General features: G+C 54.8%; 22 protein-coding genes. 20 read left to right on the top strand and 2 right to left on the bottom strand.

Going from position 1 to position 18,580, the window contains the following annotated elements; genetic code table 11:
• Positions 1-82: 82 nt before the first annotated feature.
• From BUB55_RS08865 to BUB55_RS08815, 12 genes are all read left to right on the top strand, one after another.
• Positions 83-331 carry a hypothetical protein gene (locus BUB55_RS08865; protein ID WP_143152984.1) on the top strand — a complete coding sequence of 83 codons (249 nt, stop codon included), beginning with the start codon at positions 83-85 and terminating at the stop codon, positions 329-331.
• A gap of 95 nt (positions 332-426) precedes the next feature.
• Entirely contained in the window at positions 427-750 is a 324-nt protein-coding gene (locus BUB55_RS08860) for a hypothetical protein (protein ID WP_143152983.1), read from the top strand.
• A 20-nt stretch (positions 751-770) separates the two neighbouring features.
• Positions 771-1,064 (top strand): hypothetical protein, encoded by a 294-nt coding sequence (locus BUB55_RS08855; RefSeq protein WP_073190077.1) that lies wholly within the window; start codon positions 771-773, stop codon positions 1,062-1,064.
• A gap of 23 nt (positions 1,065-1,087) precedes the next feature.
• The gene (locus BUB55_RS14005) at positions 1,088-1,387 is read left to right on the top strand and encodes a hypothetical protein (protein WP_143152982.1); all 300 of its coding nucleotides are present in this window, start codon (positions 1,088-1,090) and stop codon (positions 1,385-1,387) included.
• 38 nt (positions 1,388-1,425) lie between these two features.
• Entirely contained in the window at positions 1,426-2,415 is a 990-nt protein-coding gene (nirJ2, locus tag BUB55_RS08850; RefSeq protein ID WP_073190075.1) for a putative heme d1 biosynthesis radical SAM protein NirJ2, read from the top strand.
• Complete coding sequence (gene tadA, locus BUB55_RS08845) at positions 2,412-2,909, top strand: tRNA adenosine(34) deaminase TadA (protein WP_234971878.1); 498 nt, start codon at positions 2,412-2,414, stop codon at positions 2,907-2,909. The genes nirJ2 and tadA overlap by 4 nt, the downstream gene beginning before the upstream one ends.
• A 44-nt stretch (positions 2,910-2,953) precedes the next feature.
• Positions 2,954-3,796: a hypothetical protein gene (locus BUB55_RS08840; protein ID WP_073190074.1), complete on the top strand. Its 843-nt coding sequence runs from the start codon at positions 2,954-2,956 to the stop codon at positions 3,794-3,796.
• Positions 3,780-4,496 (top strand): right-handed parallel beta-helix repeat-containing protein, encoded by a 717-nt coding sequence (locus tag BUB55_RS08835; protein ID WP_073190072.1) that lies wholly within the window; start codon positions 3,780-3,782, stop codon positions 4,494-4,496. The genes BUB55_RS08840 and BUB55_RS08835 overlap by 17 nt, the downstream gene beginning before the upstream one ends.
• Positions 4,497-4,506: 10 nt before the next feature.
• Entirely contained in the window at positions 4,507-5,421 is a 915-nt protein-coding gene (locus BUB55_RS08830; protein WP_073190070.1) for a hypothetical protein, read from the top strand.
• A gap of 12 nt (positions 5,422-5,433) precedes the next feature.
• Entirely contained in the window at positions 5,434-6,990 is a 1,557-nt protein-coding gene (locus BUB55_RS08825; RefSeq protein ID WP_073190068.1) for a hypothetical protein, read from the top strand.
• A 3-nt stretch (positions 6,991-6,993) separates the two neighbouring features.
• Positions 6,994-7,653 carry an OmpA/MotB family protein gene (locus BUB55_RS08820; RefSeq protein ID WP_073190067.1) on the top strand — a complete coding sequence of 220 codons (660 nt, stop codon included), beginning with the start codon at positions 6,994-6,996 and terminating at the stop codon, positions 7,651-7,653.
• 6 nt (positions 7,654-7,659) lie between these two features.
• Entirely contained in the window at positions 7,660-8,319 is a 660-nt protein-coding gene (locus BUB55_RS08815; protein WP_073190065.1) for a hypothetical protein, read from the top strand.
• 84 nt (positions 8,320-8,403) lie between these two features.
• Here the strand turns inward: BUB55_RS08815 and argH are convergent, their stop codons facing one another.
• On the bottom strand, positions 8,404-9,813 hold the full coding sequence (argH, locus tag BUB55_RS08810; RefSeq protein ID WP_073190064.1) for an argininosuccinate lyase: 1,410 nt from the start codon (positions 9,811-9,813) through the stop codon (positions 8,404-8,406).
• An 82-nt stretch (positions 9,814-9,895) separates the two neighbouring features.
• Between argH and BUB55_RS08805 the strand changes: the two genes are divergently transcribed.
• From BUB55_RS08805 to BUB55_RS08790, 4 genes are read left to right on the top strand one after another with little or no spacing between them, the layout of a single operon-like run.
• On the top strand, positions 9,896-10,990 hold the full coding sequence (locus tag BUB55_RS08805) for a nucleotidyltransferase domain-containing protein (RefSeq protein WP_073190089.1): 1,095 nt from the start codon (positions 9,896-9,898) through the stop codon (positions 10,988-10,990).
• The gene (locus BUB55_RS08800) at positions 10,990-12,333 is read left to right on the top strand and encodes a hypothetical protein (protein WP_073190062.1); all 1,344 of its coding nucleotides are present in this window, start codon (positions 10,990-10,992) and stop codon (positions 12,331-12,333) included. The genes BUB55_RS08805 and BUB55_RS08800 overlap by 1 nt, the downstream gene beginning before the upstream one ends.
• Positions 12,334-12,384: 51 nt before the next feature.
• On the top strand, positions 12,385-12,651 hold the full coding sequence (locus BUB55_RS08795) for a PqqD family protein (protein WP_073190060.1): 267 nt from the start codon (positions 12,385-12,387) through the stop codon (positions 12,649-12,651).
• Positions 12,648-14,240: an ABC transporter ATP-binding protein gene (locus BUB55_RS08790; RefSeq protein WP_073190058.1), complete on the top strand. Its 1,593-nt coding sequence runs from the start codon at positions 12,648-12,650 to the stop codon at positions 14,238-14,240. Before BUB55_RS08795 ends, BUB55_RS08790 begins: the two co-directional genes overlap by 4 nt.
• 17 nt (positions 14,241-14,257) lie before the next feature.
• On the opposite strand, the gene BUB55_RS08785 is transcribed toward BUB55_RS08790, so the two are convergent.
• On the bottom strand, positions 14,258-15,151 hold the full coding sequence (locus tag BUB55_RS08785) for a tRNA modification radical SAM protein MnmL/YtqA (protein ID WP_073190057.1): 894 nt from the start codon (positions 15,149-15,151) through the stop codon (positions 14,258-14,260).
• A gap of 93 nt (positions 15,152-15,244) precedes the next feature.
• Between BUB55_RS08785 and BUB55_RS08780 the strand changes: the two genes are divergently transcribed.
• The 4 genes from BUB55_RS08780 to BUB55_RS08765 are packed head-to-tail and all read left to right on the top strand — an operon-like array spanning position 15,245 to position 18,550.
• Positions 15,245-16,354 carry a nucleotidyltransferase domain-containing protein gene (locus tag BUB55_RS08780; RefSeq protein WP_073190087.1) on the top strand — a complete coding sequence of 370 codons (1,110 nt, stop codon included), beginning with the start codon at positions 15,245-15,247 and terminating at the stop codon, positions 16,352-16,354.
• A gap of 48 nt (positions 16,355-16,402) precedes the next feature.
• Positions 16,403-18,049 carry an endo-1,4-beta-xylanase gene (locus tag BUB55_RS08775; protein ID WP_073190055.1) on the top strand — a complete coding sequence of 549 codons (1,647 nt, stop codon included), beginning with the start codon at positions 16,403-16,405 and terminating at the stop codon, positions 18,047-18,049.
• The gene (locus BUB55_RS08770) at positions 18,049-18,234 is read left to right on the top strand and encodes a hypothetical protein (RefSeq protein ID WP_073190053.1); all 186 of its coding nucleotides are present in this window, start codon (positions 18,049-18,051) and stop codon (positions 18,232-18,234) included. The genes BUB55_RS08775 and BUB55_RS08770 overlap by 1 nt, the downstream gene beginning before the upstream one ends.
• Positions 18,227-18,550, top strand: a complete 324-nt coding sequence (locus tag BUB55_RS08765; protein ID WP_073190051.1) for an SUI1 family translation initiation factor — start codon at positions 18,227-18,229, stop codon at positions 18,548-18,550. The genes BUB55_RS08770 and BUB55_RS08765 overlap by 8 nt, the downstream gene beginning before the upstream one ends.
• Positions 18,551-18,580 lie beyond the last annotated feature (30 nt).

The raw sequence follows: 18,580 nt of genomic DNA, 5'->3' as shown, positions 1-18,580 counted from the left end.
TTGCTTGGTGTTTTTTTGCTGAACCAAATTTACAAGTTGGAGACCACCTTTTTCTTTTTGGTTGCAGAAATTTCAACTAACTTTGGGGCATCTTCGTGACGACGACTCTAGTGATAACGCCTCCTGCACTTACAAAATGGGGCAAATGGAAATTTGCGGCGAAGGTCCGGATCCGGATGGCGAAGCTGAAGATTATTGCAAGGAAATGGGTGGTACCTTCGGTTCTAGCTGCAAAGGTGGGGCTTCTCTTACTTGCTCGGTTGAAGACGGCACCATTTACATCTATGGTGAAGCTAATGGCATGAATTGTTCCTTCTTCACTGAAGAATAATATCGGCTAGATAAACCCTTATATGCGTTCCGGAGTTACACTCCGGGACGTTTTTGTTTATATTTATCACGTTAAACGCTTCGTAAAGGATGAATATGAAAAAGTTCGCTCTTATTGCCACTCTTGGCGCCCTCGCTCTTTTTACCGCTTGCGGAGACGACGAAAGCGATTCCACGGTATCATGCACTTTTAAAGTTGGTTCAATGAAGTTTTGTGCTGAAACAGAGAACTACCCCGGCGCCTCGACAGAGTGTACGAATCAAGATGGCGATTTCGGTTCGTCGTGCCCTAGTGGTGAACAAAAGAAATGTGAATTGGAGGAGGAAACATACATGTTTATTTATGCAGAAGACTCCTATGATATAGCACAATTGAATTCAATCAGTTGTAACGACATTCAAAGAATGATGGGATTGTAAACGCTTTATAAAGGATGAATATGAAAAAACTCGCTCTTATTGCTGTTCTCGGTGCCCTCGCTCTTTTTACCGCCTGCGGAGACGATGAATCCTCGAGTGAATCCTCTTGTACTTATAAGGACGGGTCACTCACTATTTGTGAACAGGGACCTGCATACGAGGGCGACGAGGAGGATTGCCTTGCCGAAGGCGGCAAGTTCGATTCCTCTTGCGAGACCGAAGACGCCGTGGAATGCAAAATCGATGGATCTTCCGTGTTCTTTTATGGCAAGGACATTGATCAATCCATGTGCGAATTGTTGACGACGCCCTAAACTTTGTAGACCTTAAAGGATCTATGAAAGCGAAAATACTTACGCCTCTGGTGTTCGCAGCCTTGCTTGCGGGGTGCAGCAATTACGAGCCTAGTACTTTTTCGTGCACGTTTAGTTTTTTGCCTCCCGACGCTTCACTGTGTTTAATGGGTTCGGACGATTTACAAAACATAAAGGATTGCGAACGTGCGGGTGGCGTTGTGGGTTCTACCTGTGACGAACAAGAAGCCAAAATGGTTTGTGAAGATCCCGAAGGCACCCTTTATTTATATGGGCAGACTATTTTGACGGGTAATTTCACTTGCGAAATGTTTGTTCATTAGAAGTCCGTGCCTAGAATAATTTTGGTATATTTGGCTACATGATTGTATCTTGGATGACCACCAACAAGTGTAACCTGACCTGCAAGCACTGCTACCAGGACGCAGGCGAGAATAAGGCTGCTGAACTCACGACGCCGGAAGCCCTCAAGTTGATTGACGAAATCGCGAAGGCGGGGTTCAAGATCATGATCTTTAGCGGTGGCGAACCGATGACCCGCCCGGACATTGTGGAACTTGTCGCGCACGCCTCGAGCAAGGGGCTACGCCCGGTGTTCGGTACCAACGGCACGCTCATCACGCACGACTTGGCATTCAAGTTAAAGGCTGCCGGTGCTATGGCCATGGGCATCAGCATCGACAGTATCGACCCCAAGCGCCACAACGATTTCCGCGGGCTCCCGAACGCATTCGAACTCACGATGATGGGCATCGAGAACTGCAAGGCGGCGGGCCTCCCGTTCCAGATTCACACGACCATCATGGACTGGAACCAGAACGAGATTTTCGACATCATGGACTGGGTCAAGGAAATCGGTGCGGTGAACCACCAGATTTTCTTCCTGATTCCCGTGGGACGCGGTAAGGAAATCGAGGGACACGCGCTCCGCGTTGCCGAATACGAGGGACTCCTCCGCAAGATTATGGAAAAGAGCCGCACGCTCGGAATCCCCGTCAAACCCACATGCGCCCCGCAGTTCCTGCGCATTGCAGACCAGTTGGATATCAAGACCCGCTACAGCCGCGGCTGCCTTGCGGGCATTGACTACTGCATCGTGAGCCCCATCGGGAAGGTGCGCCCCTGCGCCTACATGATGGAAGAGGCGGGCGACGTTCACGACACGTCGTTTGACGAAATCTGGGCGAATGCGGACGTGTTCAAGAAGCTCCGCACCAAGGCCTATTCCGGCGCCTGCGGCAAGTGCAAGTTCAACGACCGCTGCGGCGGTTGCCGCGCCCGTGCCGCTTACTACCACGACGGCGACTACATGCAAGAAGATTCCTACTGCGCGTACGGGAGAGGCTTGTGAGTTTCACTGCCGACGACGAAAAATACATGCGCATGGCGCTCCGCGAAGCGGAGAAGGCTTTCGACGAGAAGGAAATTCCCATCGGTTGCGTTATCGTGAAGGATGGTGTGGTGATAGGGAAGGGCCATAACCAGATAGAGATGCTGAGGGACGCCACCGCCCATGCCGAAATTTTATCCATCGGAACCGCCGCGGGCAAGCTCGAGAACTGGCGCTTGGATGGCTCTACTTTGTATGTAACGCTCGAACCTTGCCCGATGTGCGCGGGGGCCATCCTCAACAGCCGCGTTTCCCGCGTGGTCTACGGCTCTCCGGATACACGCTTTGGCGGTTGCGGCACGACCATAGACGTAATCTCGAACAACGCCCTCAAGCGCGAGGTCGAAGTTGTGGGCGGAGTACTCGCTGACGAGTGCCTGGGCCTGTTGAAGGCCTTCTTCCAGCGGATGCGACTTGAAAAGGGCGATTCTGGCAACAAGGGCCCCCAGAACTAAGTTCTGCGGGCAGCCAACCGCCAACTATTTACTACATTCAAGGCATGAATTTTATCAAGATTTGTGCCACATCTGCGGCACTCACTTTTTTGTGCTCTTGCGAAAGCAATGATGTTTCTTTGGCGTTCAATACCCAGAACGCCCCCGTTCAAAAATTCACCCTGGAAGCAAACCTGAATGTGTTCGCCCCCCAGGACACCATGAATACGACCCCCGAGTCCATGGAGACCTCCTTGAAGGCGCGCTCGACCCTCACGCAGACGGTCAGTTTCGACAACGGCTCGGCTCGATTCGAGATGAAAATCGACACGGTGGACTACAAGAGCGACAAGCGTTCGGTTGAGGACTTCCGCTATATTGAAAAATACCTCGCTACGCAGCATTTCCAGTTCAAAATGACCGGCGACGGCTCCATTAGCGACCCTTCTGTGGAGGATGTCGCCTTGCAGCCGGGTACCGAGGAGCTGAACCTGATGAAGCTCTTTATGAAGGTTCAGCCTGTGCTTCCGGGGACGCCTGTGAAGCTGGGCGACGTTTGGGAACGCCCGGTCGAGATCCCGGCCAATGGCCGTACCACGACGGTCTACAAGTCCTTCAAGCTCGAGGACCTGTACCTGCACGACGGCGTGCAGATGGCGAAGATCGGCATGAACGTGAAGTACAAGGAAGTGCCGGATTCCACGTCGGACGTGCGCATGGAGAGCGACGGCTTTATCGTGGGTTCGGGTTCGATTTTGTTCGATATCACCCACGGGGTCGTCACCACGGGTTCACTTGAACTTTCGGGCCATTTGAACATCCACGACATTGTGGCTTCGCAGGTGCTCCCGAACATGCATGTGATTCAAAAGATTAAACTGAGGGGCGAAATTGAACAAGCTCAGTAAAATAGCCCTTTCGGGCGCGCTTGCTTTGGCGTCATTTGCTTTTGCGGGCGAGATGCCGTTCCCCCAGGTGGAAAATGGTAAGGTCTTTTTGCAAGAAAAGGACAGCCCCTATATTTTGGAACAGGGCGTGGTTTTGAGCTCGACCGATACTTTTGAAGTGGAACCAGGTGTCACGGTCCTCATGGGCGAGTACGCCAAGCTCATGCTTCGCGGTCCGGTCAAGATCTTGGGCACCGAGGCCAAGCCGATTGTTTTTTGCAGCGCCGACTCCAGCGAGAGCTGGAACGGCATCCACTTTGTTTCGAGCAGCAGACCCTTCGAAGTCAAGAACATGAAGGTCGAGAATGCCTTCCGCAACACGGTCTTCCGCACGCGCGGCATCTTTGAGAACGTCAAGTTCATCAACAACTATTACGGACTGTGGATCGACGACGTTCCCGAGATTTTCCTCTCGCGTTGCGATTTTTCGCGTAACCGCTTTGCCATATCGGTGCGGGCGAGCAAGGTGCTTGCCGCCGACACCAAGGTGAATGGCAATGTCTATGGACTTTATTTGGAACACGGGGGTGTCTATGACGGGGACCTCTCGCTGATCAAGGGCAACCTGGAAACCGACGTGCGCGATGAGAGTGCCGAGATGGTGAGCCAGGGCAAGCGCGTGAGCCGCAATGTGTGGCACCGCATTGAAACGGGATTCTAAGGGGTAGCACGTGGAAGAGTCTTTTCGCCGAGCAATCCGCAAGATGACGGGGACGAGTATGCGCCTTTCGGCGCGTCCGGACCGTCCGCTGATGATGGCGACTCTTTCGCAGTCCATGATGGTCACGTGGTCCATTGCCTTGTTCGAGCATTTGGACGCGATGATCAACAACCGCGACGAGGCCGTGGGCGGCTCGGAGCTCATCAGCTTTAGCGAGACCGCCTGGAAACTTTGCGATGCGAGTTTCCCGCAAATCAAGGCGGACGCCAACAAGCTCTACGACGAGTTCCGTGCCAAGTGGATGCAGCGCTTTTCGACCGACGAGGTGCTGCGCTTGCTCTTGGAGGGCGGTGACTTTTTGACGCACGACGAAGAAAAGGGCTGGACCCTCACCGTGAAGAACAACAAGCAGGACATTAGTGCGTTTTATTCTGCGACCATCCACCTGCTGGTGAGCGACGCCGAACCGTTGTTTGTGCGCATGCATGGCCGCGTGATGCAGCTTCAAGAAAAGCTTTGCAAGTACTGGCATGGCGAGAGCGCCGTGGACGCGGTCTCTAAGCTTTTGCCGTGCTTGGAGTCGAGCCTTCGCGAAAAAGAGAACGCGATGATTGTTTCGCTCCGCATGTCGCTGAACCAGATTGCCAAAAAGCGTTTTGCCGCGGCGTTTGCGAGCAAGTCCCAACCGCGTTATTACACCTCGGCAACGAGTTGCGCTCGCAATGTGGGCCGTTTCTGGAACCCGCATTATGCCTACGAGAACTGCTTTTTGGCCTTTACCGACGATTTTTGTGATTACGCCCGCGGTCTCACGCTCCAGATTATTGACTGGTATCAGAGCAAGTGGGCTTTGTTCCTCCGCGGGTTCAACCGCGGTCAACTTAACTTGTTTGAAACAATGAATCCTAACAGGACTCAAAATTAACTAGGGTAAACTATGAAGAATGCATTCAATTCCATCCTTTTGCTGACCATAGTGGGCTTTGCCGTGCTCGTTGCCGGCGCCTTCTATTTCGGCGCTCCGCTGTTTGGCTGGATCATTATGCTTGCCATCTTTGCAGTGTTCCTTGTGGAACAGTTTTTGGCAATGGGCAAAGTCAAGCAGGTCGCTGCCGAAGAAGAATTGATTGACTCGTGCGAAAGCCGCAAGTCGTTTATGGTGAATGGCGACGGCGTGGTGGCCAAGCGCATCAAGCTTGCCCAGGAACTTTTGCAAAAGGGCATTCGACTGGATTCGCCCATTGCCTTCGAGGTGCTTACGGGCAGCTCCAATGTGGCCTTGCCCCGCAGCTCCAGCGGCACCGTGATTCTGCTCGGCCTTATGGGTACGTTCTTTGGTCTCATGTACTCGGTCGCGACCGCGGGCGGTGCGATGGACAACTCGACTACGCAGGGCACGCTCGATACCATCCAGGTGCTGTTCCAGAACATGAAGGGCATTTTTGGTACCAGCCTTTGCGGCTTGTTCGCGGCTCTCATTTTGAATGCCAGCCGCACTATACTTGCGGCGAAGCGCGATGCCTTTATGGCACGCCTCGACAAGCTCACGCTCGACATGCAGGGCGATTCTACCGAGGTGATTGATTCCGACAAGAGTGAAATGGAACGCTTGTTCAACTTGGTGACCAAGAACCTCAACGCGGTGGTGGACTCGGTCCACACGAACCTGGTGGGCGCGGTCGACAAGATGGGTGCCGAACTGTCCAAGGCGATTGCCCCGGTGAACGACAACTTCAAGGCCGTGGCGGATTCGCTCAAGCAGTCCATGGAGGCGGTCTCCGCCCAGGTCAAGACTGGCTTTGCCGAGGTTAGCGCCTCTACCGAAAAGGCGATGACTTCTACATCGGCAAAGATTACCGAATCGGTCTCCGAGCAGGTGAAGGCGGCAAACGAACAGTGGAAGCAGTTCATGGATCGCCTTGCTACGGCGACGAGCACGAACTTTGAACAGGAACGCGCCGGTATCGAGACCCTCAAGGACGTGGCCGTGCAGGTCGCCGAAAAGGCGCAGGCGGGTTCTGCGGAACTCAGCCAGTCGGTTGCCGAAAAGCTGGGCGCCCTCTCGAACGACATTTTGGGCGCATTCCAAAAGCTTTCGGATACTTCGGTGACCCTTTTGCAAGCCCAGAAGGCTCTTACCGAGAGCATCGACAACCGTGTGGTCAAGGAAAAGGAAGCGACGGACGCCTTGGGCGGAAACCTCGTGGAGACCGCGGAACTGATGCGCGTAAACCAGTCGGAACTGAGCGCGAACCTCGAGATGCTCCGTAGCGGTCTCGAGACGATTTTGGAAAAACTCAGCGGCGATACTGCCGAACACGACGAAGAAGAGAACTTTGTGGAACACCTCAACCAGACTTTGGAAGCCTTCCACGAGCGCGCCAGCGAAGTGCTTATGGAAAACGCCGTCAAGACCCAGGAAATCCTCCTCGAGGTCATGGAACAGGCGCAACGCGCGAACATTGCCGCCCAGCAGCCTAAGGTGGAGGGATAACCTATGCGACTGCGTCGCGAAGAAAACAACAACCCGTGGATGGCCTATACGGACTTGGGTGTAGCCCTGGTTTCGCTGTTCATCCTCGCGTTTGTGGCGATGGCGACCCTCAAGGAGCAAAAGGCCGAGGACCTTACCCGTACCGAAGAGGAAGTGCTCAGCTGCCAAGAAGAAATGAGGAAAATCGCCAGCGAACGCAATGCACTTTTGTCACAGAGCCTAAAGTCGTCCATCGAAAAGGGTTTGATTGCCCTTGAAGACGGCAAAATCCAGATTCAGGCGAGCTTCCTTTTCCCGGTGAACGGGGCGGACTTGACCGACGAGGGCGTGCGTGTGATTGAGGGCATTAGCAGGGGCCTTTTGGACGTGCTCGGCGAGAGCGACGTGATCATGGTGAGCGGTTTTACCGACGACGTGCCCTTTAAGGACTTCAAGCACCCGTACTATACCAACTGGAACCTTTCTACGGAACGCGCCGTGAACGTGGTGAAGACCTTGATCAAGCAGGGTTTCCCGCCCGACAGGCTGTTTGCCGCGGGTTTTGGCGAGTTCCAGCCCAAGTACCCCAACGACAGCGACGAGCACCGCCGTTTGAACCGTCGCGTGGAAATCGGTGTGACGCCTCTTCAAAAGATGGGCGACGACGAAAAGAAGGCGAAGTAGGGAAGAATGCAGACGCGTATCGACAACATTCGGCTGAGCATGGACGGCATCCGCAAGTCGGGCAAGTTGCCCCACTGGCGCATGGTCTATGCCGATTCGTTGCTCACGCGTGCGCAGGAGTACGTGGCCATTGACCGTATGCCCGAGGCGGGCATGGTCCTCGACAAGCTGGATCGCTGGCTCAAAACGCACACGCCTGCGGCGGAATCTGTTTCGCAGGCCGAAGTGCAGCCCATGGTGTTTTGGAATGCGGATCTCCTTAATGGCGAACTGGCCCGGATCCGCAAGACTATTGCCGCCAAGTTCATGCTGGTGCCCTCCACGGAGCGCGAGTCCATTGGTCGACGCCTCAAGATGGTGGAACAGTGGATTTTGGATTCCAAGTTCTTGGACGCCCACGAGGAGCTGCTTTCGCTCCGTTCCGCTTTGATTGCGCGCCTCCGCCGTAGTTACCGCGCACGCCTGGCCGCGGTTACCGCGTATCAGCACGGCAACTACAGCCAGCCCGAAGGGACGCTTGTGGGCCCTTACAACGCCCAGCACACGCTCGAGGAGACGTTCCACATAGTGGGCGAGCGCGACCCGATTTGGATCGAGGATTTTCTCGAGATTTACAACGACCTGTTCCGCATTGTGGAACGGTTAGTGCCACAAGACAAAAAATAGCCTGTCTTTATAATTAATTGGGGAATTCAATGGCAAGGATGTTGAAACTGCCAGTGGTTCCGCTTGCTGCTTGAATCTTGAATTTTATGGACGCAAGTTGGCGAATTTTTTGAGGAGGGCTGTAGCCTTCACAAACTGCTGTTTGACGCTCTTGGGGCCTGTTCCGCCTTCGATGTTACGGCGGGAAACGCTGTATTCGAAGGTGAGCGTCTTCTTCATCTGCTTTACGTTCGGGACGCCGGCGCTTGCCCAGGCCTCGTCACTGAGGTCCGTGAATTCAAGGCCTTGGCGGGCGGCTTCGCCGACTAGGCTACCGACCACGTGGTGGGCGTCGCGGAACGGCACGCCGGATTCGACCAGCAAATCTGCGAGGTCGGTGGCCAAAAGCGCCGGCAGCATCTTCGCGTGCATCTTGTCGAAGTTAAAGCGTGCGCTTTCCAGAGCCTCCTTCATCACGCGGAGGATGACCTTCACGTTGTGGACGCTGTCAAAGACCGGTTCCTTGTCTTCTTGCAGGTCGCGGCTGTAGCTGAGCGGAGCTCCCTTCACCAGCGTGTACATGGCGCTGAAGTTGCCGAGCATGCGGCCCGACTTTCCGCGGATGAGTTCCATGGAGTCGGGGTTTTTCTTTTGCGGCATCATGGAAGATCCGCTGCTAAACGCGTCGTGCAGGATGAGGAACCCGAATTCGCTGGTGCTCCAGTTCACAAAGTCCTCGGCGTAGCGGCTCAAGGTGTTTGCGATAATCGCGAGGTCGGCTTCAAATTCGAGCATCATATCGCGGTGGCTCACTGCGTCGATGCTGTTCGGGGAAACTCCCTTAAATCCGAGTTCCTTGGCCACCAAGGCGCGGTGGTACGGGAAGGCGGAGCCGGCCATGGCGCCGCTACCGAGCGGGAGTTCGCTGTGCAGTTCCAAGAAGTTGTCGAGACGCTTCACGTCGCGGCTCACGGCAAAGAACATGCTCATCAGGTAATGGCTGAAGTAGATGGGCTGCGCCTGCTGCATGTGGGTGTAGCCGGGCATCATCTTGCCGAAATACTTTTTGGCGAGGTCGAGGACCGTCTCCATAAGCGAGACCTCGAGGGCGCGGATTTCGGCGGCACGGTGGCGCATGTAGAGCTTGAAGTCCGTCGCCACCTGATCGTTACGGCTGCGGCCCGTGTGGATCTTTTTGCCGAGGGGGCCGATGCGTTCGGTGAGCACGCGTTCCACCGCCATGTGGATGTCCTCGTCGCTCTCTTTCCAAAGGTTCTTGCCTTCGTGGTAGTCCTTGAGGATGGACTTGAGCCCGTCGCAAATCTTCTTGTATTCCGCCTTGCTGAGTACGCCCGATTCCACAAGCCCCTTGCCATGACCGATGCTCCCTTCGATGTCCTCTTCGATGAGCTCGGCGTCGAACTGCAGGCTAAAGCTTAAATCGACCATGCTCTGGGCCATTCCACTGGCGAAGCGGCCAGTCCACATGTTTGTCTGGGTACTTTTTTTTGCCATTTTAAAATCCTCTTTCGCGCTCAAATATAGAAAGAAAAGAGGGACTGGATATTTGGCCTTTGCTATATTTTTAATGTTTTCTATGACCACGTACTATAGTCATCTGTTCCTTTTGTTACGAGCCGGCTTGGGTCAGTCGATGGCGAATTTGGAACTTTTGTCGGCAGAAGAATGGGGTCTCCTCTATAAGCAGGCGTCAAAACAATCTTTAATTGGAATTTTGTATGAGGCGATCAATCGTTTGCCCAAGGGCAACCGTCCCCCCGTTCCAGTTTTGATGCGCTTGGCTTACGAGGCCGAGGCAGTCAAGGGGATGAACCTTTTGCAGAATAAGGAGGCGGCGCGCCTGACATCCCTTTTTGTGGCGGAGGGAGTCCGTACGGCCGTTTTGAAGGGGCAGGCGAATTCCCGGCTTTACCCCGATCCTTTGATTCGCCAGCCCGGTGACATAGACCTTTGGGTTGAAGGCGGTCGTGAAAATGTCCTTGCGCTCTTAAAAAAAATGCATTTCCCTGTAGGACCCTGTAGTCGCCATCACGTGCACCTTCCTAAGGATGCTAACGGCGTTACGGTGGAGATTCATTACAGGGCTTCTTCGGGCAGCAGAAATCCCTTTGCCAACCGTCGTTTGCAGGCTTATTTGAACTCTGAGTTGAAAAACCTGGAGCTTGTACCCGAGGGATTTTACGTACCCTCGTTCCGTTTTGCCCTGGTGATGCAATTGTCGCACATATACCAGCACTTGTTTGGTGGTGGTATTGGCCTCCGCCAGCTGGTGGACTATTATGTCCTGCTGCAAAATGCCTCCAGCGAAGATCGCGAGTATGTGGCGCGGCAGTTGCGCCGTCTGGGGCTCAGTTACATTGCCGCTGCGGTGATGTGGGTTCTGCAGGAGGTCCTTGCGTTGGGGCACGAGCAGATGCTATGCGTGCCGGACGCTTACCGAGGCAAGTGGCTGCTTAAGGTGATTCTTTCGGGCGGGAACTTTGGATTCTATGACAGTCGCTACAACAAGGGAATTTTGAGACGTTGGGTCAAGGACCGCATCAGGGCTGTCCGTTTTATTCCGTTTGACCCGGTCGAGGTCATTTGGTGTGAATTCAGGTATTGGAAGGCGACTATCTCGTTGATTCCCAAACGCATGAGGGTGGGAAAGCTCGCCTTGGGCGGGAGGTGATGTTGAACACTAGGTTTTACAAGGTCGCAGGTCATGTTTTTGCCGTGAAGGCGGAATTCGCTTTTGACGGGATGCTGGAGAACGCAGGTCCCTTCGAGTGCCCTGAATCCGATGCCGGCTCCAGCTTGATTTTTGAATTGAATATTGAAAATCGCGAAGCTAGTGCGGACGGAACGCCTGCCGTGGAATTTGTGGAGGAAACACGCCAAGAAGACGAGGGGCAGCGCATTGTGTGCGGGCACACGGGCGCGGGCGAATCGGTTTATGAGTTCTATTTGGGCAGTTCCCTTACGGGAACATTGGTTTGTACGCCGGATTATTCCAGTGCAAAACTTTTGCTGGAGGATTCTTTCCCAAAGTTTGCCTTGAACAATTCCTTGATGGTTTTGTATGCCTTGTCAACATCAAAAATGGGAACGGCTCTTTTTCACGCGGCTGTCGTGAGTCACTCGGGCATGGGCTACCTGTTTTTGGGCAAGAGCGGGACGGGCAAGAGTACGCACGCAAGGCTCTGGCTCAAGTACATCGATGGTTGCGAACTCATAAACGACGACAATCCGGTGGTGCGCATTCGGGAAGACGGAATTTGGGTCTACGGTTCGCCGTGGAGCGGGAAGACTCCGTGCTACAAGAATGTGGCTCTCCCCTTGGGAGGCATTGTGCTTTTGAGTCAGGCTCCCTACAACAAGATTCGCCGTTTGGAGGGTGTCGAAGCTTATGCCGCGCTTGTGATTAGCATTTCGGGAAAGCGCTGGGATCGCGCCATGGCGGATTCCTTGCACCAGACGGAGAATGCGCTTGCAAAGTCCGCCAGGATGTATTACCTGGAATGCCTGCCCGACGAGGCGGCGGCAAAGATCTGTTTTGATGCCGTGGCAGCGAAAACCCCGACGGACGCCCAGATTATGGCAGAAGCCATCCGTCTGGTTCAATCGGGTGTGTGCGTCACGTTCCCCGTGAACGGTCGCAGCATGCTCCCCTTTGTGGAGGGCGGCCGCGAAAGTGTGGTGCTTGCGAAACCTCAAAAGGTCAAGGTGGGCGATGTGGTGCTTGCCTTTGTGGAGGGCTCCCGCTATGTGGTACACCGGGTCATTGCGCTGGAAGGCGAAAGTGTGACCCTCATGGGGGACGGAAACCTGGCGGGTGTTGAACATTGCACATTGAACGATGTGAAGGCAATCGCTACTCATGTGGTGGGCGCCAACGGCAGGCGCCGCTCCATGGATTTTTTGCCACGCCGCTGTGCTGCCAAGCTTTGGGTGTGGCTTTGCCCTGTTCGAAAATGGCTTTTTTTGCCCAGGCGAGTGTGCGCTAAACTACGCAGAATGTTCAAGACCGTTTGATTTCGTCGTTTGTTTTATATATTTGGCATGTATTTTTTTTAAGGAACAGGCATGAAACTCAAGGACGGCTTTGTGCTGCGCGAAGTGTGCGGCGAACAGGTGATTATGGGCGAGGGGCTGGGAGCCCTCGATTTTGGACGTATGCTCTGCCTAAATGAAACGGCCGCCTGGCTGTGGCAAAAGGCTGCCGAGGGCGAGTTTACCATCGACAGCCTGACGGAAGCCCTTTGCGGTGAATATGACGTTGCGCAGGAACAGGCTCGCGCGGATGTGGCCTCGATTGTGGACGAGTGGCAAAAAGTCGGCGTGGTGGAATGAAGTACCTGGCTTGGCTGTGGCGTAATACAAGCGGAATCCGTTTCAATGCGTTAGTCCGCGTTGCAGTGGGGCTTTTGCAGGTTTCGTTTGGCCTCCTCATGGTATGCCTCAGCAAGCATTTTATTGACGTTACCATAAAAAACGGGAGCGATGCCGACATTATTCGCATGGTGGTTTTCCTTGTGGGGACAATCGTGGGCGGAGTCGTTTTGCGCCAGGTCTACATGTACATGACGACTTCGGCGAACGTGCGCAAAACGAACGAGCTTCGTTTGCGGTTGTTCAGCAGCATGTTCAACCGTAGGCTTTACGACGAAAAGGAACTGCATTCGGGCGACGTGACATCGCGACTCTCCAAGGACATTGAGGCGGTGGGCGACGTTCTCTCGGCGACGCTACCGCAAATCGTGGTGACCTCTTGCCAGCTGGTGGGCGCCTTTTTGCTGATGCGCTGGTTTGACGCGCGACTTGCCTGGGCGCTGGTTTTGCTCACGCCGGTGGCGATTGTGGTGGGCAAGTTCGTGGCGCATAGGCTGCGCCACATGACGCTCGAGATTCGCGAAGGCGAAAGCCGCATCCAAATGCATGTGCAGGAGGGCGTGGAGCACAATGTGGTTTTGCGCTCCATGGAGAGCGAGCGTTGGATGGCAGACCAGCTGGATTCCATGCAGCGGGATTTGCGCGGGAATGTTTTGCGCCGCACGCGCTTTACCACGATTACGCGGTTCATGCTTGGCTGTACTTTTGGGCTCGGCTACATGCTGGCCTTTGTGTGGGGCGGTCTCGGGCTTCGCAGTGGCGCCATCACTTTCGGCGTGATGACCTCTTTTTTACAGCTGGTGGGGCAGATCCAGCAGCCCATCCTTTCGCTTTTGAACATGGCACCGCAGGTCATCCATGCGACGGCGAGCATTGACCGCCTGGAAGAACTGGAGACCAACAGGTTGGACGAACCTGAGGACGTTCACCTGCCCGACGCCCCAAAAAAGGGTGAAATCGTTTTTGACGACGTCACGTTCCGCTATGCCAAGGGCGACCGTGAAATTCTCTCGCATTTTACACACGAGTTCAAGCCCGGCAGCAAGACTGCCTTGATGGGCGAGACCGGCGTGGGGAAGTCGACCTTGTTCCGCCTGATGCTCGGGTTCATAAAGCCGACTTCGGGCTTGATTACGCATTTGCCGCGTTCTGCCTATGTTTTTGTTCCGCAGGGCAACACGCTCATGAGCGGCTCGGTTCGTTACAACCTGCTGCTGGCGAAGCCCTCGGCGACTGAGGAAGAATTGAATGCCGCCCTCCACACGGCCTGCGCCGACTTTGTGCATGACTTGCCGCAAGGGCTCGATACCGAACTGGGCGAACGCGGCTGTGGTCTTAGCGAAGGACAGGCGGAGCGCATTGCCGTGGCCCGCGGTTTGTTGCGACCGGGTTCCATTTTGCTGCTCGACGAAATCAGCGCGTCGCTCGACGAGGCGACCGAGCGCGAAATGTACCTGCGGCTTTTTGCCGCCTACCCGCAAAAGACGATGATCTTTATAACGCACCGCAAGGTGGTTTGCGAACTGTGTGACGAGACGGTCACGCTGTAACTGATTTAAAGTCGGCCTTACGCCTGGTCGCCTTGGCTCAGTATTTTTTCTACCTGCTCAATGATTTTTTCGCGTTCCCCACACCAGTTGGGGGCGAGGAGCATTTCGCTGGGGCTTTCGCCACTAAAACGTTCAATGGCGATGTCGGGACCGATAATCTTGATCATCTCGGCGACGGCTTCGCAGTATTCCTCGAACGAGAGCAGCTTGATTTCGCCGCTCGAGAAGTCTTGCGCCATCATGGTCCCTGCCACAATATGAAGCGGGTGGATTTTGACTGCGGCGAGGCCGAGGTCGTGCACTACCTGTGCGGTGTGCTTGAAGTCGTTCATATTCTCGTCCGGGAGCCCCACAATCACGTGGGTCGTGACGGTGAGCCCCGCCGCCTTGCAGCGCTTGACGGCATCCTCGAATTCGGCGAGGGTGTGCCTGCGGTTGATGGCGGCGAGCGTGAGGTCGTTTGCCGTTTGCAGCCCAATCTCGACAATGATGGGCTTCTTTTGGTTGAGCCCAGCCAGGTACGCAATCTTGTCGTCTTCGAGGCAGTCGGGGCGCGTGCCGATGGCAAGTCCGGCGACTTCCTTGTGCTTTACAATGGGGTCGATGATTTCGTGCAGGCGCTCGAGCGGCGCGTGCGTGTTGGTGTAGGGCTGCAGGTAGGCAAGGATCCCTGCGTTCGGGTATTTTTCGCGAAGCTTGGGCACGAACGTGTCAAGCTGTTCCTGGATTTGGACCTTGGCCTGGTCAAAGACCGGGCTGAAGCTGCGGTTGTTGCAGTAGCTGCAGCCGGAATAGCTCTTGGTGCCGTCGAGGTTCGGGCAGCTGAAACCGCCGTTCAGGGGCATTTTGCGAACCTTGAGGTAGTTGGGGAAGAGTTCAAGAAGCAAGTCGCGATAAGGTTTGTAGTGCATGTCTTTTAATTTAACCTTTTTGAATAGTGAAAGTGCATCCATTCGTTTTTTTTTGTGTTCGTTTTTTCATTATTGTTATATTTAGGCTTGCAAATGGATGTGCTTAAAGACAAGTTTGTTGCTTTGCTGCGTTTTTCCCTGGGGGTAGATGCGGATTTTTGCTTCCGCTTGACTCCCGAAGAATGGGAAAGCGTATATGGGCTTGCCGAAAAGCAGTTGATGCTTGGGATTTTGTATGGCGGTGTGTCGCGGTTGCAGGCCGAATTCCGCCCTCCCAGGGAGATAGCCTTCCAGTGGGCGAGTGACGCCGAGAGCACCAGGGGGCTCAACCAGAAGTTCTATGACGAGGCGGCACGGCTGACGCGGTTTGTCGATGCCGAGGGACGTCGTTCGGCGATCCTCAAGGGACCTGCGAACGCGAGGCTCTACCCGGACCGCTTTGCACGCCAGCTGGGCGACATTGACATTTGGGTGGACGGCGGCAAAAAGGATGTCATTGATTGGCTTCGGCAAAAAAAACTGCTCGAAGGTTCTGAAAAGAGCTCGCATCACGTGCACATGGTTTCTAACGAAAAAGGCATTAGTGTCGAGGTGCACTTCCGTCCGTCATCGGGATTCTTCAACCCGTTTTTGAATGCCCGCCTGCAAAAGTACCTGCGTGAAGAACTTGTGGATCTGTTGCCCGTGCCCGAGGGATTTAACGTACCCTCTGCCATGTTCGCCTTGGTAATGCAGCTCGCGCACATCGAGCGCCATCTTTTGACTGGGGGAGTTGGGTTACGCCAAATAACGGATTACTTTATTTTGCTTCGGTCGGCGACTCCCGAGGAGCGCGACTACGTGGCATCCCGTTTAAAGTACTTGGGGCTTGGTGTCATGGGCGGCGCCATGATGTGGGTTCTGCAGAAGATTTTTGCTTTGGATGCGTCCCTCTTGCTTTGCAGGCCTGATGCCCGTCGCGGTCACCTGTTGCTTGACGAAGTGCTTGCAGGCGGGAATTTTGGGAATTATGCCGCGTGGCAACAGTACAGGGCTCTTCGCAGGATTTGTTACAAGAGGATGCGCGCTTTTCGTATAATGGCTTTTCACTGGTCCGAGGGCGTTTTCTTTGCGTTTTTTGATTGGAAGCGGATCTTTTTGTCGATTCCTTTGCGTATTCGGTACAGGACACTCTCGCTGCGGGACATGCCGCCGCATAACTAAACTATATTGGAGTAGATTTTGGAGGTTTCAATGAAATCTTTTTGTTGTATGGCATTTGGTGCCGCCTTGGCGGCTTCGCTCCTTTGCACCTCGGCCTTTGCGCAGAACGTTTTGAGCAATGGCGACATGGAGTACGGCGATGGCGGCTGGTACTTGTGGAACAACCCCGATGGCCCGGCGACCGTTGAAACGCAAATTGCTGTGGAAGGCCTTGGCGTCGACAAGTCGAAGGGTGCGAAGGTGGTGGTGAAGACTCTCCCCAAGATTTGGTGGGGGCTCCAGCTACAGCCGCCCAAGTTCCTTGCCGATTCCGCATACTACACGCTCTCCTTCAAGGCGAAGGGCAACATGCCCATTAACGCGGTGGTGCAGGGAGGCCCTCCCGACTACCGTCAAAAGGAGAGCGCCAGCTTCCAGTTGACCGACAAGTGGCAGACTTTTTCGATGAAGTTTCTCGCCGACCAGAAGGGCTATGGCCTCAACAACGTCACGTTCCATGTGGGCCTGCAAAAGGGTTGGATCCAAATGGACGATGTGCGGATCGAAAAGGCTGAAACGCTGGACACGCTTTGGTACCAGACCGCCGAATCCCGTATCGACAGCCTCCGCAAAAAGGACTTCACCGTGAAGGCCGCCCCCGGGTCTAAAGTCTCGGTGAAGCTGTTGCGCCACGCGTTCCCGTTTGGCACGGCGCTCAACATCACGACCGATAGCAAGAGCGACAGCATTGAGAACTGGTACAAGGCCAAGGCGAAAAAATTCTTTTGGCACGCGGTGAGCGAGAACCAGTTCAAATGGCCCGAGTACGAACCCAAGAAGGGCAAGATCCTCAAAAAGGAAATGTACCGCTACGTGGACTTCACGCAGGCCAACGGCTGGAAGCTCCGCGGGCACGCCCTCATGTGGGGCCACCAGGGGTACGGATTCGACAAGCACTATTCCAACCCGCAAACGCCCAAGCAGTGCAATGATTTTGGTAAAATGCTCAAGGCGCGCATTGATCGTGACCTCAAGGAGTACAAGGGCAAGATTACCGAATACGACGTGTGGAACGAACCGTTGCACGAGTCCTACACCTTCAACACCTGCGGATGGCAGTACCTCGACAGCGCTTTCATTTGGGCGCACAAGGCCGATCCCGATGCCATGCTGTACCTGAACGAGTACAACGTGGTCGCTGCGGCTGAGACTGACCGTTATGTAAGCCTCATCAAGGGCATGCTCGACCGCAAGGTGCCTATCATGGGCGTGGGCGTGCAGTGCCACTTTAACGCGCGTCCGGTGGAGCCGGCCCTCATCAAGGAGCGCCTCGACAAGATTGCCTCGCTTGGGCTCCCCATCAAGGTGACGGAACTGGACTTTGGCACGTGGGACCAGGGCATGACGCTCTCCGAAAAGGGCCAGGCCGACGCTTACGAAAAGTTCATCCGCAGCGCCTTTAGCCACCCGGCCATTAACGGCATTGTGCTGTGGGGCTTTTGGGATAACCGCCACTGGATCAAGAACGGCGGCATCATTGGTGCCGACGGTCACGAGAAAGAGGCTGCCAAACGCATTTACGACCTCTGGCACAAAAAGTGGACCACCGAGGCGACCGCGACCGCTGGTAACGACGGCGTGGCGAAGTTCCGCGGTTTCAAGGGCCGTTACCAGGTCACCGCCGACGGCAAGACCACTGAGATGGATGTTAAGTAATGAAAAAGAATTTGCCCGGAATCCTCTTCCTTGTTGCGATGCCCGTTTCGGTGTGGCTGTTCGTGAAGGTCGAGGCCCTGTCGGGGTCCGAGTTCGTTGGCCTTTTGGCGGCGGTCCTGTTGTATGTTGTCATCGGGCTGCTCGTGGCGTTGATTTTTGGCAAAAAGGGGGAGCCTCGTGAGTGAACCGCGTTCCACACTCGTCTTTGCGACCGGCGTCGGCCGCATTAAAGAAGAAAAGCCCAAGGCCGAGCGCCCGCAGGGCGACGGAGTCGTGCGCATCCAGCTCAAGCGGATGGGCGGCGGTAAAATGCTGAGCGTCGTGACGGGAGTGCCCCTCGATGAAGATGAACTCAAGGAGCTGGCCCGCGCCTTGAAGCAAAAATGCGGGGTGGGAGGTTCCGTCAAAGACTTCAACATCGAAATCCAGGGCGATAAGCGCAACATTTTAAAGCTGGAACTCGAAAAAAAGGGCTATTTGGTCAAACTTTCGGGCGATTAATTTTTTGTTGGTGTTATATTTTATGGTGGA

It is taken from the genome of Fibrobacter sp. UWP2, assembly GCF_900141705.1.
GTDB lineage: Bacteria > Fibrobacterota > Fibrobacteria > Fibrobacterales > Fibrobacteraceae > Fibrobacter.
This window is presented reverse-complemented; position numbering and strand designations above follow the sequence as displayed.

What these genes read in the sequence shown, in the direction of transcription:
- BUB55_RS08805 (WP_073190089.1), top strand. Translation starts at nt 9,896, where the DNA reads ATGACCACGTACTATAGTCATCTGTTCCTTTTGTTACGAGCCGGCTTG.
- argH (WP_073190064.1), bottom strand. Translation starts at nt 9,813, where the DNA reads ATGGCAAAAAAAAGTACCCAGACAAACATGTGGACTGGCCGCTTCGCC.
- BUB55_RS08815 (WP_073190065.1), top strand. Translation starts at nt 7,660, where the DNA reads ATGCAGACGCGTATCGACAACATTCGGCTGAGCATGGACGGCATCCGC.
- nirJ2 (WP_073190075.1), top strand. Translation starts at nt 1,426, where the DNA reads ATGATTGTATCTTGGATGACCACCAACAAGTGTAACCTGACCTGCAAG.
- BUB55_RS08790 (WP_073190058.1), top strand. Translation starts at nt 12,648, where the DNA reads ATGAAGTACCTGGCTTGGCTGTGGCGTAATACAAGCGGAATCCGTTTC.
- BUB55_RS08820 (WP_073190067.1), top strand. Translation starts at nt 6,994, where the DNA reads ATGCGACTGCGTCGCGAAGAAAACAACAACCCGTGGATGGCCTATACG.
- BUB55_RS08785 (WP_073190057.1), bottom strand. Translation starts at nt 15,151, where the DNA reads ATGCACTACAAACCTTATCGCGACTTGCTTCTTGAACTCTTCCCCAAC.
- BUB55_RS08825 (WP_073190068.1), top strand. Translation starts at nt 5,434, where the DNA reads ATGAAGAATGCATTCAATTCCATCCTTTTGCTGACCATAGTGGGCTTT.
- BUB55_RS14005 (WP_143152982.1), top strand. Translation starts at nt 1,088, where the DNA reads ATGAAAGCGAAAATACTTACGCCTCTGGTGTTCGCAGCCTTGCTTGCG.
- BUB55_RS08775 (WP_073190055.1), top strand. Translation starts at nt 16,403, where the DNA reads ATGGCATTTGGTGCCGCCTTGGCGGCTTCGCTCCTTTGCACCTCGGCC.
- BUB55_RS08840 (WP_073190074.1), top strand. Translation starts at nt 2,954, where the DNA reads ATGAATTTTATCAAGATTTGTGCCACATCTGCGGCACTCACTTTTTTG.
- BUB55_RS08800 (WP_073190062.1), top strand. Translation starts at nt 10,990, where the DNA reads ATGTTGAACACTAGGTTTTACAAGGTCGCAGGTCATGTTTTTGCCGTG.
- BUB55_RS08770 (WP_073190053.1), top strand. Translation starts at nt 18,049, where the DNA reads ATGAAAAAGAATTTGCCCGGAATCCTCTTCCTTGTTGCGATGCCCGTT.
- BUB55_RS08795 (WP_073190060.1), top strand. Translation starts at nt 12,385, where the DNA reads ATGAAACTCAAGGACGGCTTTGTGCTGCGCGAAGTGTGCGGCGAACAG.
- BUB55_RS08860 (WP_143152983.1), top strand. Translation starts at nt 427, where the DNA reads ATGAAAAAGTTCGCTCTTATTGCCACTCTTGGCGCCCTCGCTCTTTTT.
- BUB55_RS08855 (WP_073190077.1), top strand. Translation starts at nt 771, where the DNA reads ATGAAAAAACTCGCTCTTATTGCTGTTCTCGGTGCCCTCGCTCTTTTT.
- BUB55_RS08780 (WP_073190087.1), top strand. Translation starts at nt 15,245, where the DNA reads ATGGATGTGCTTAAAGACAAGTTTGTTGCTTTGCTGCGTTTTTCCCTG.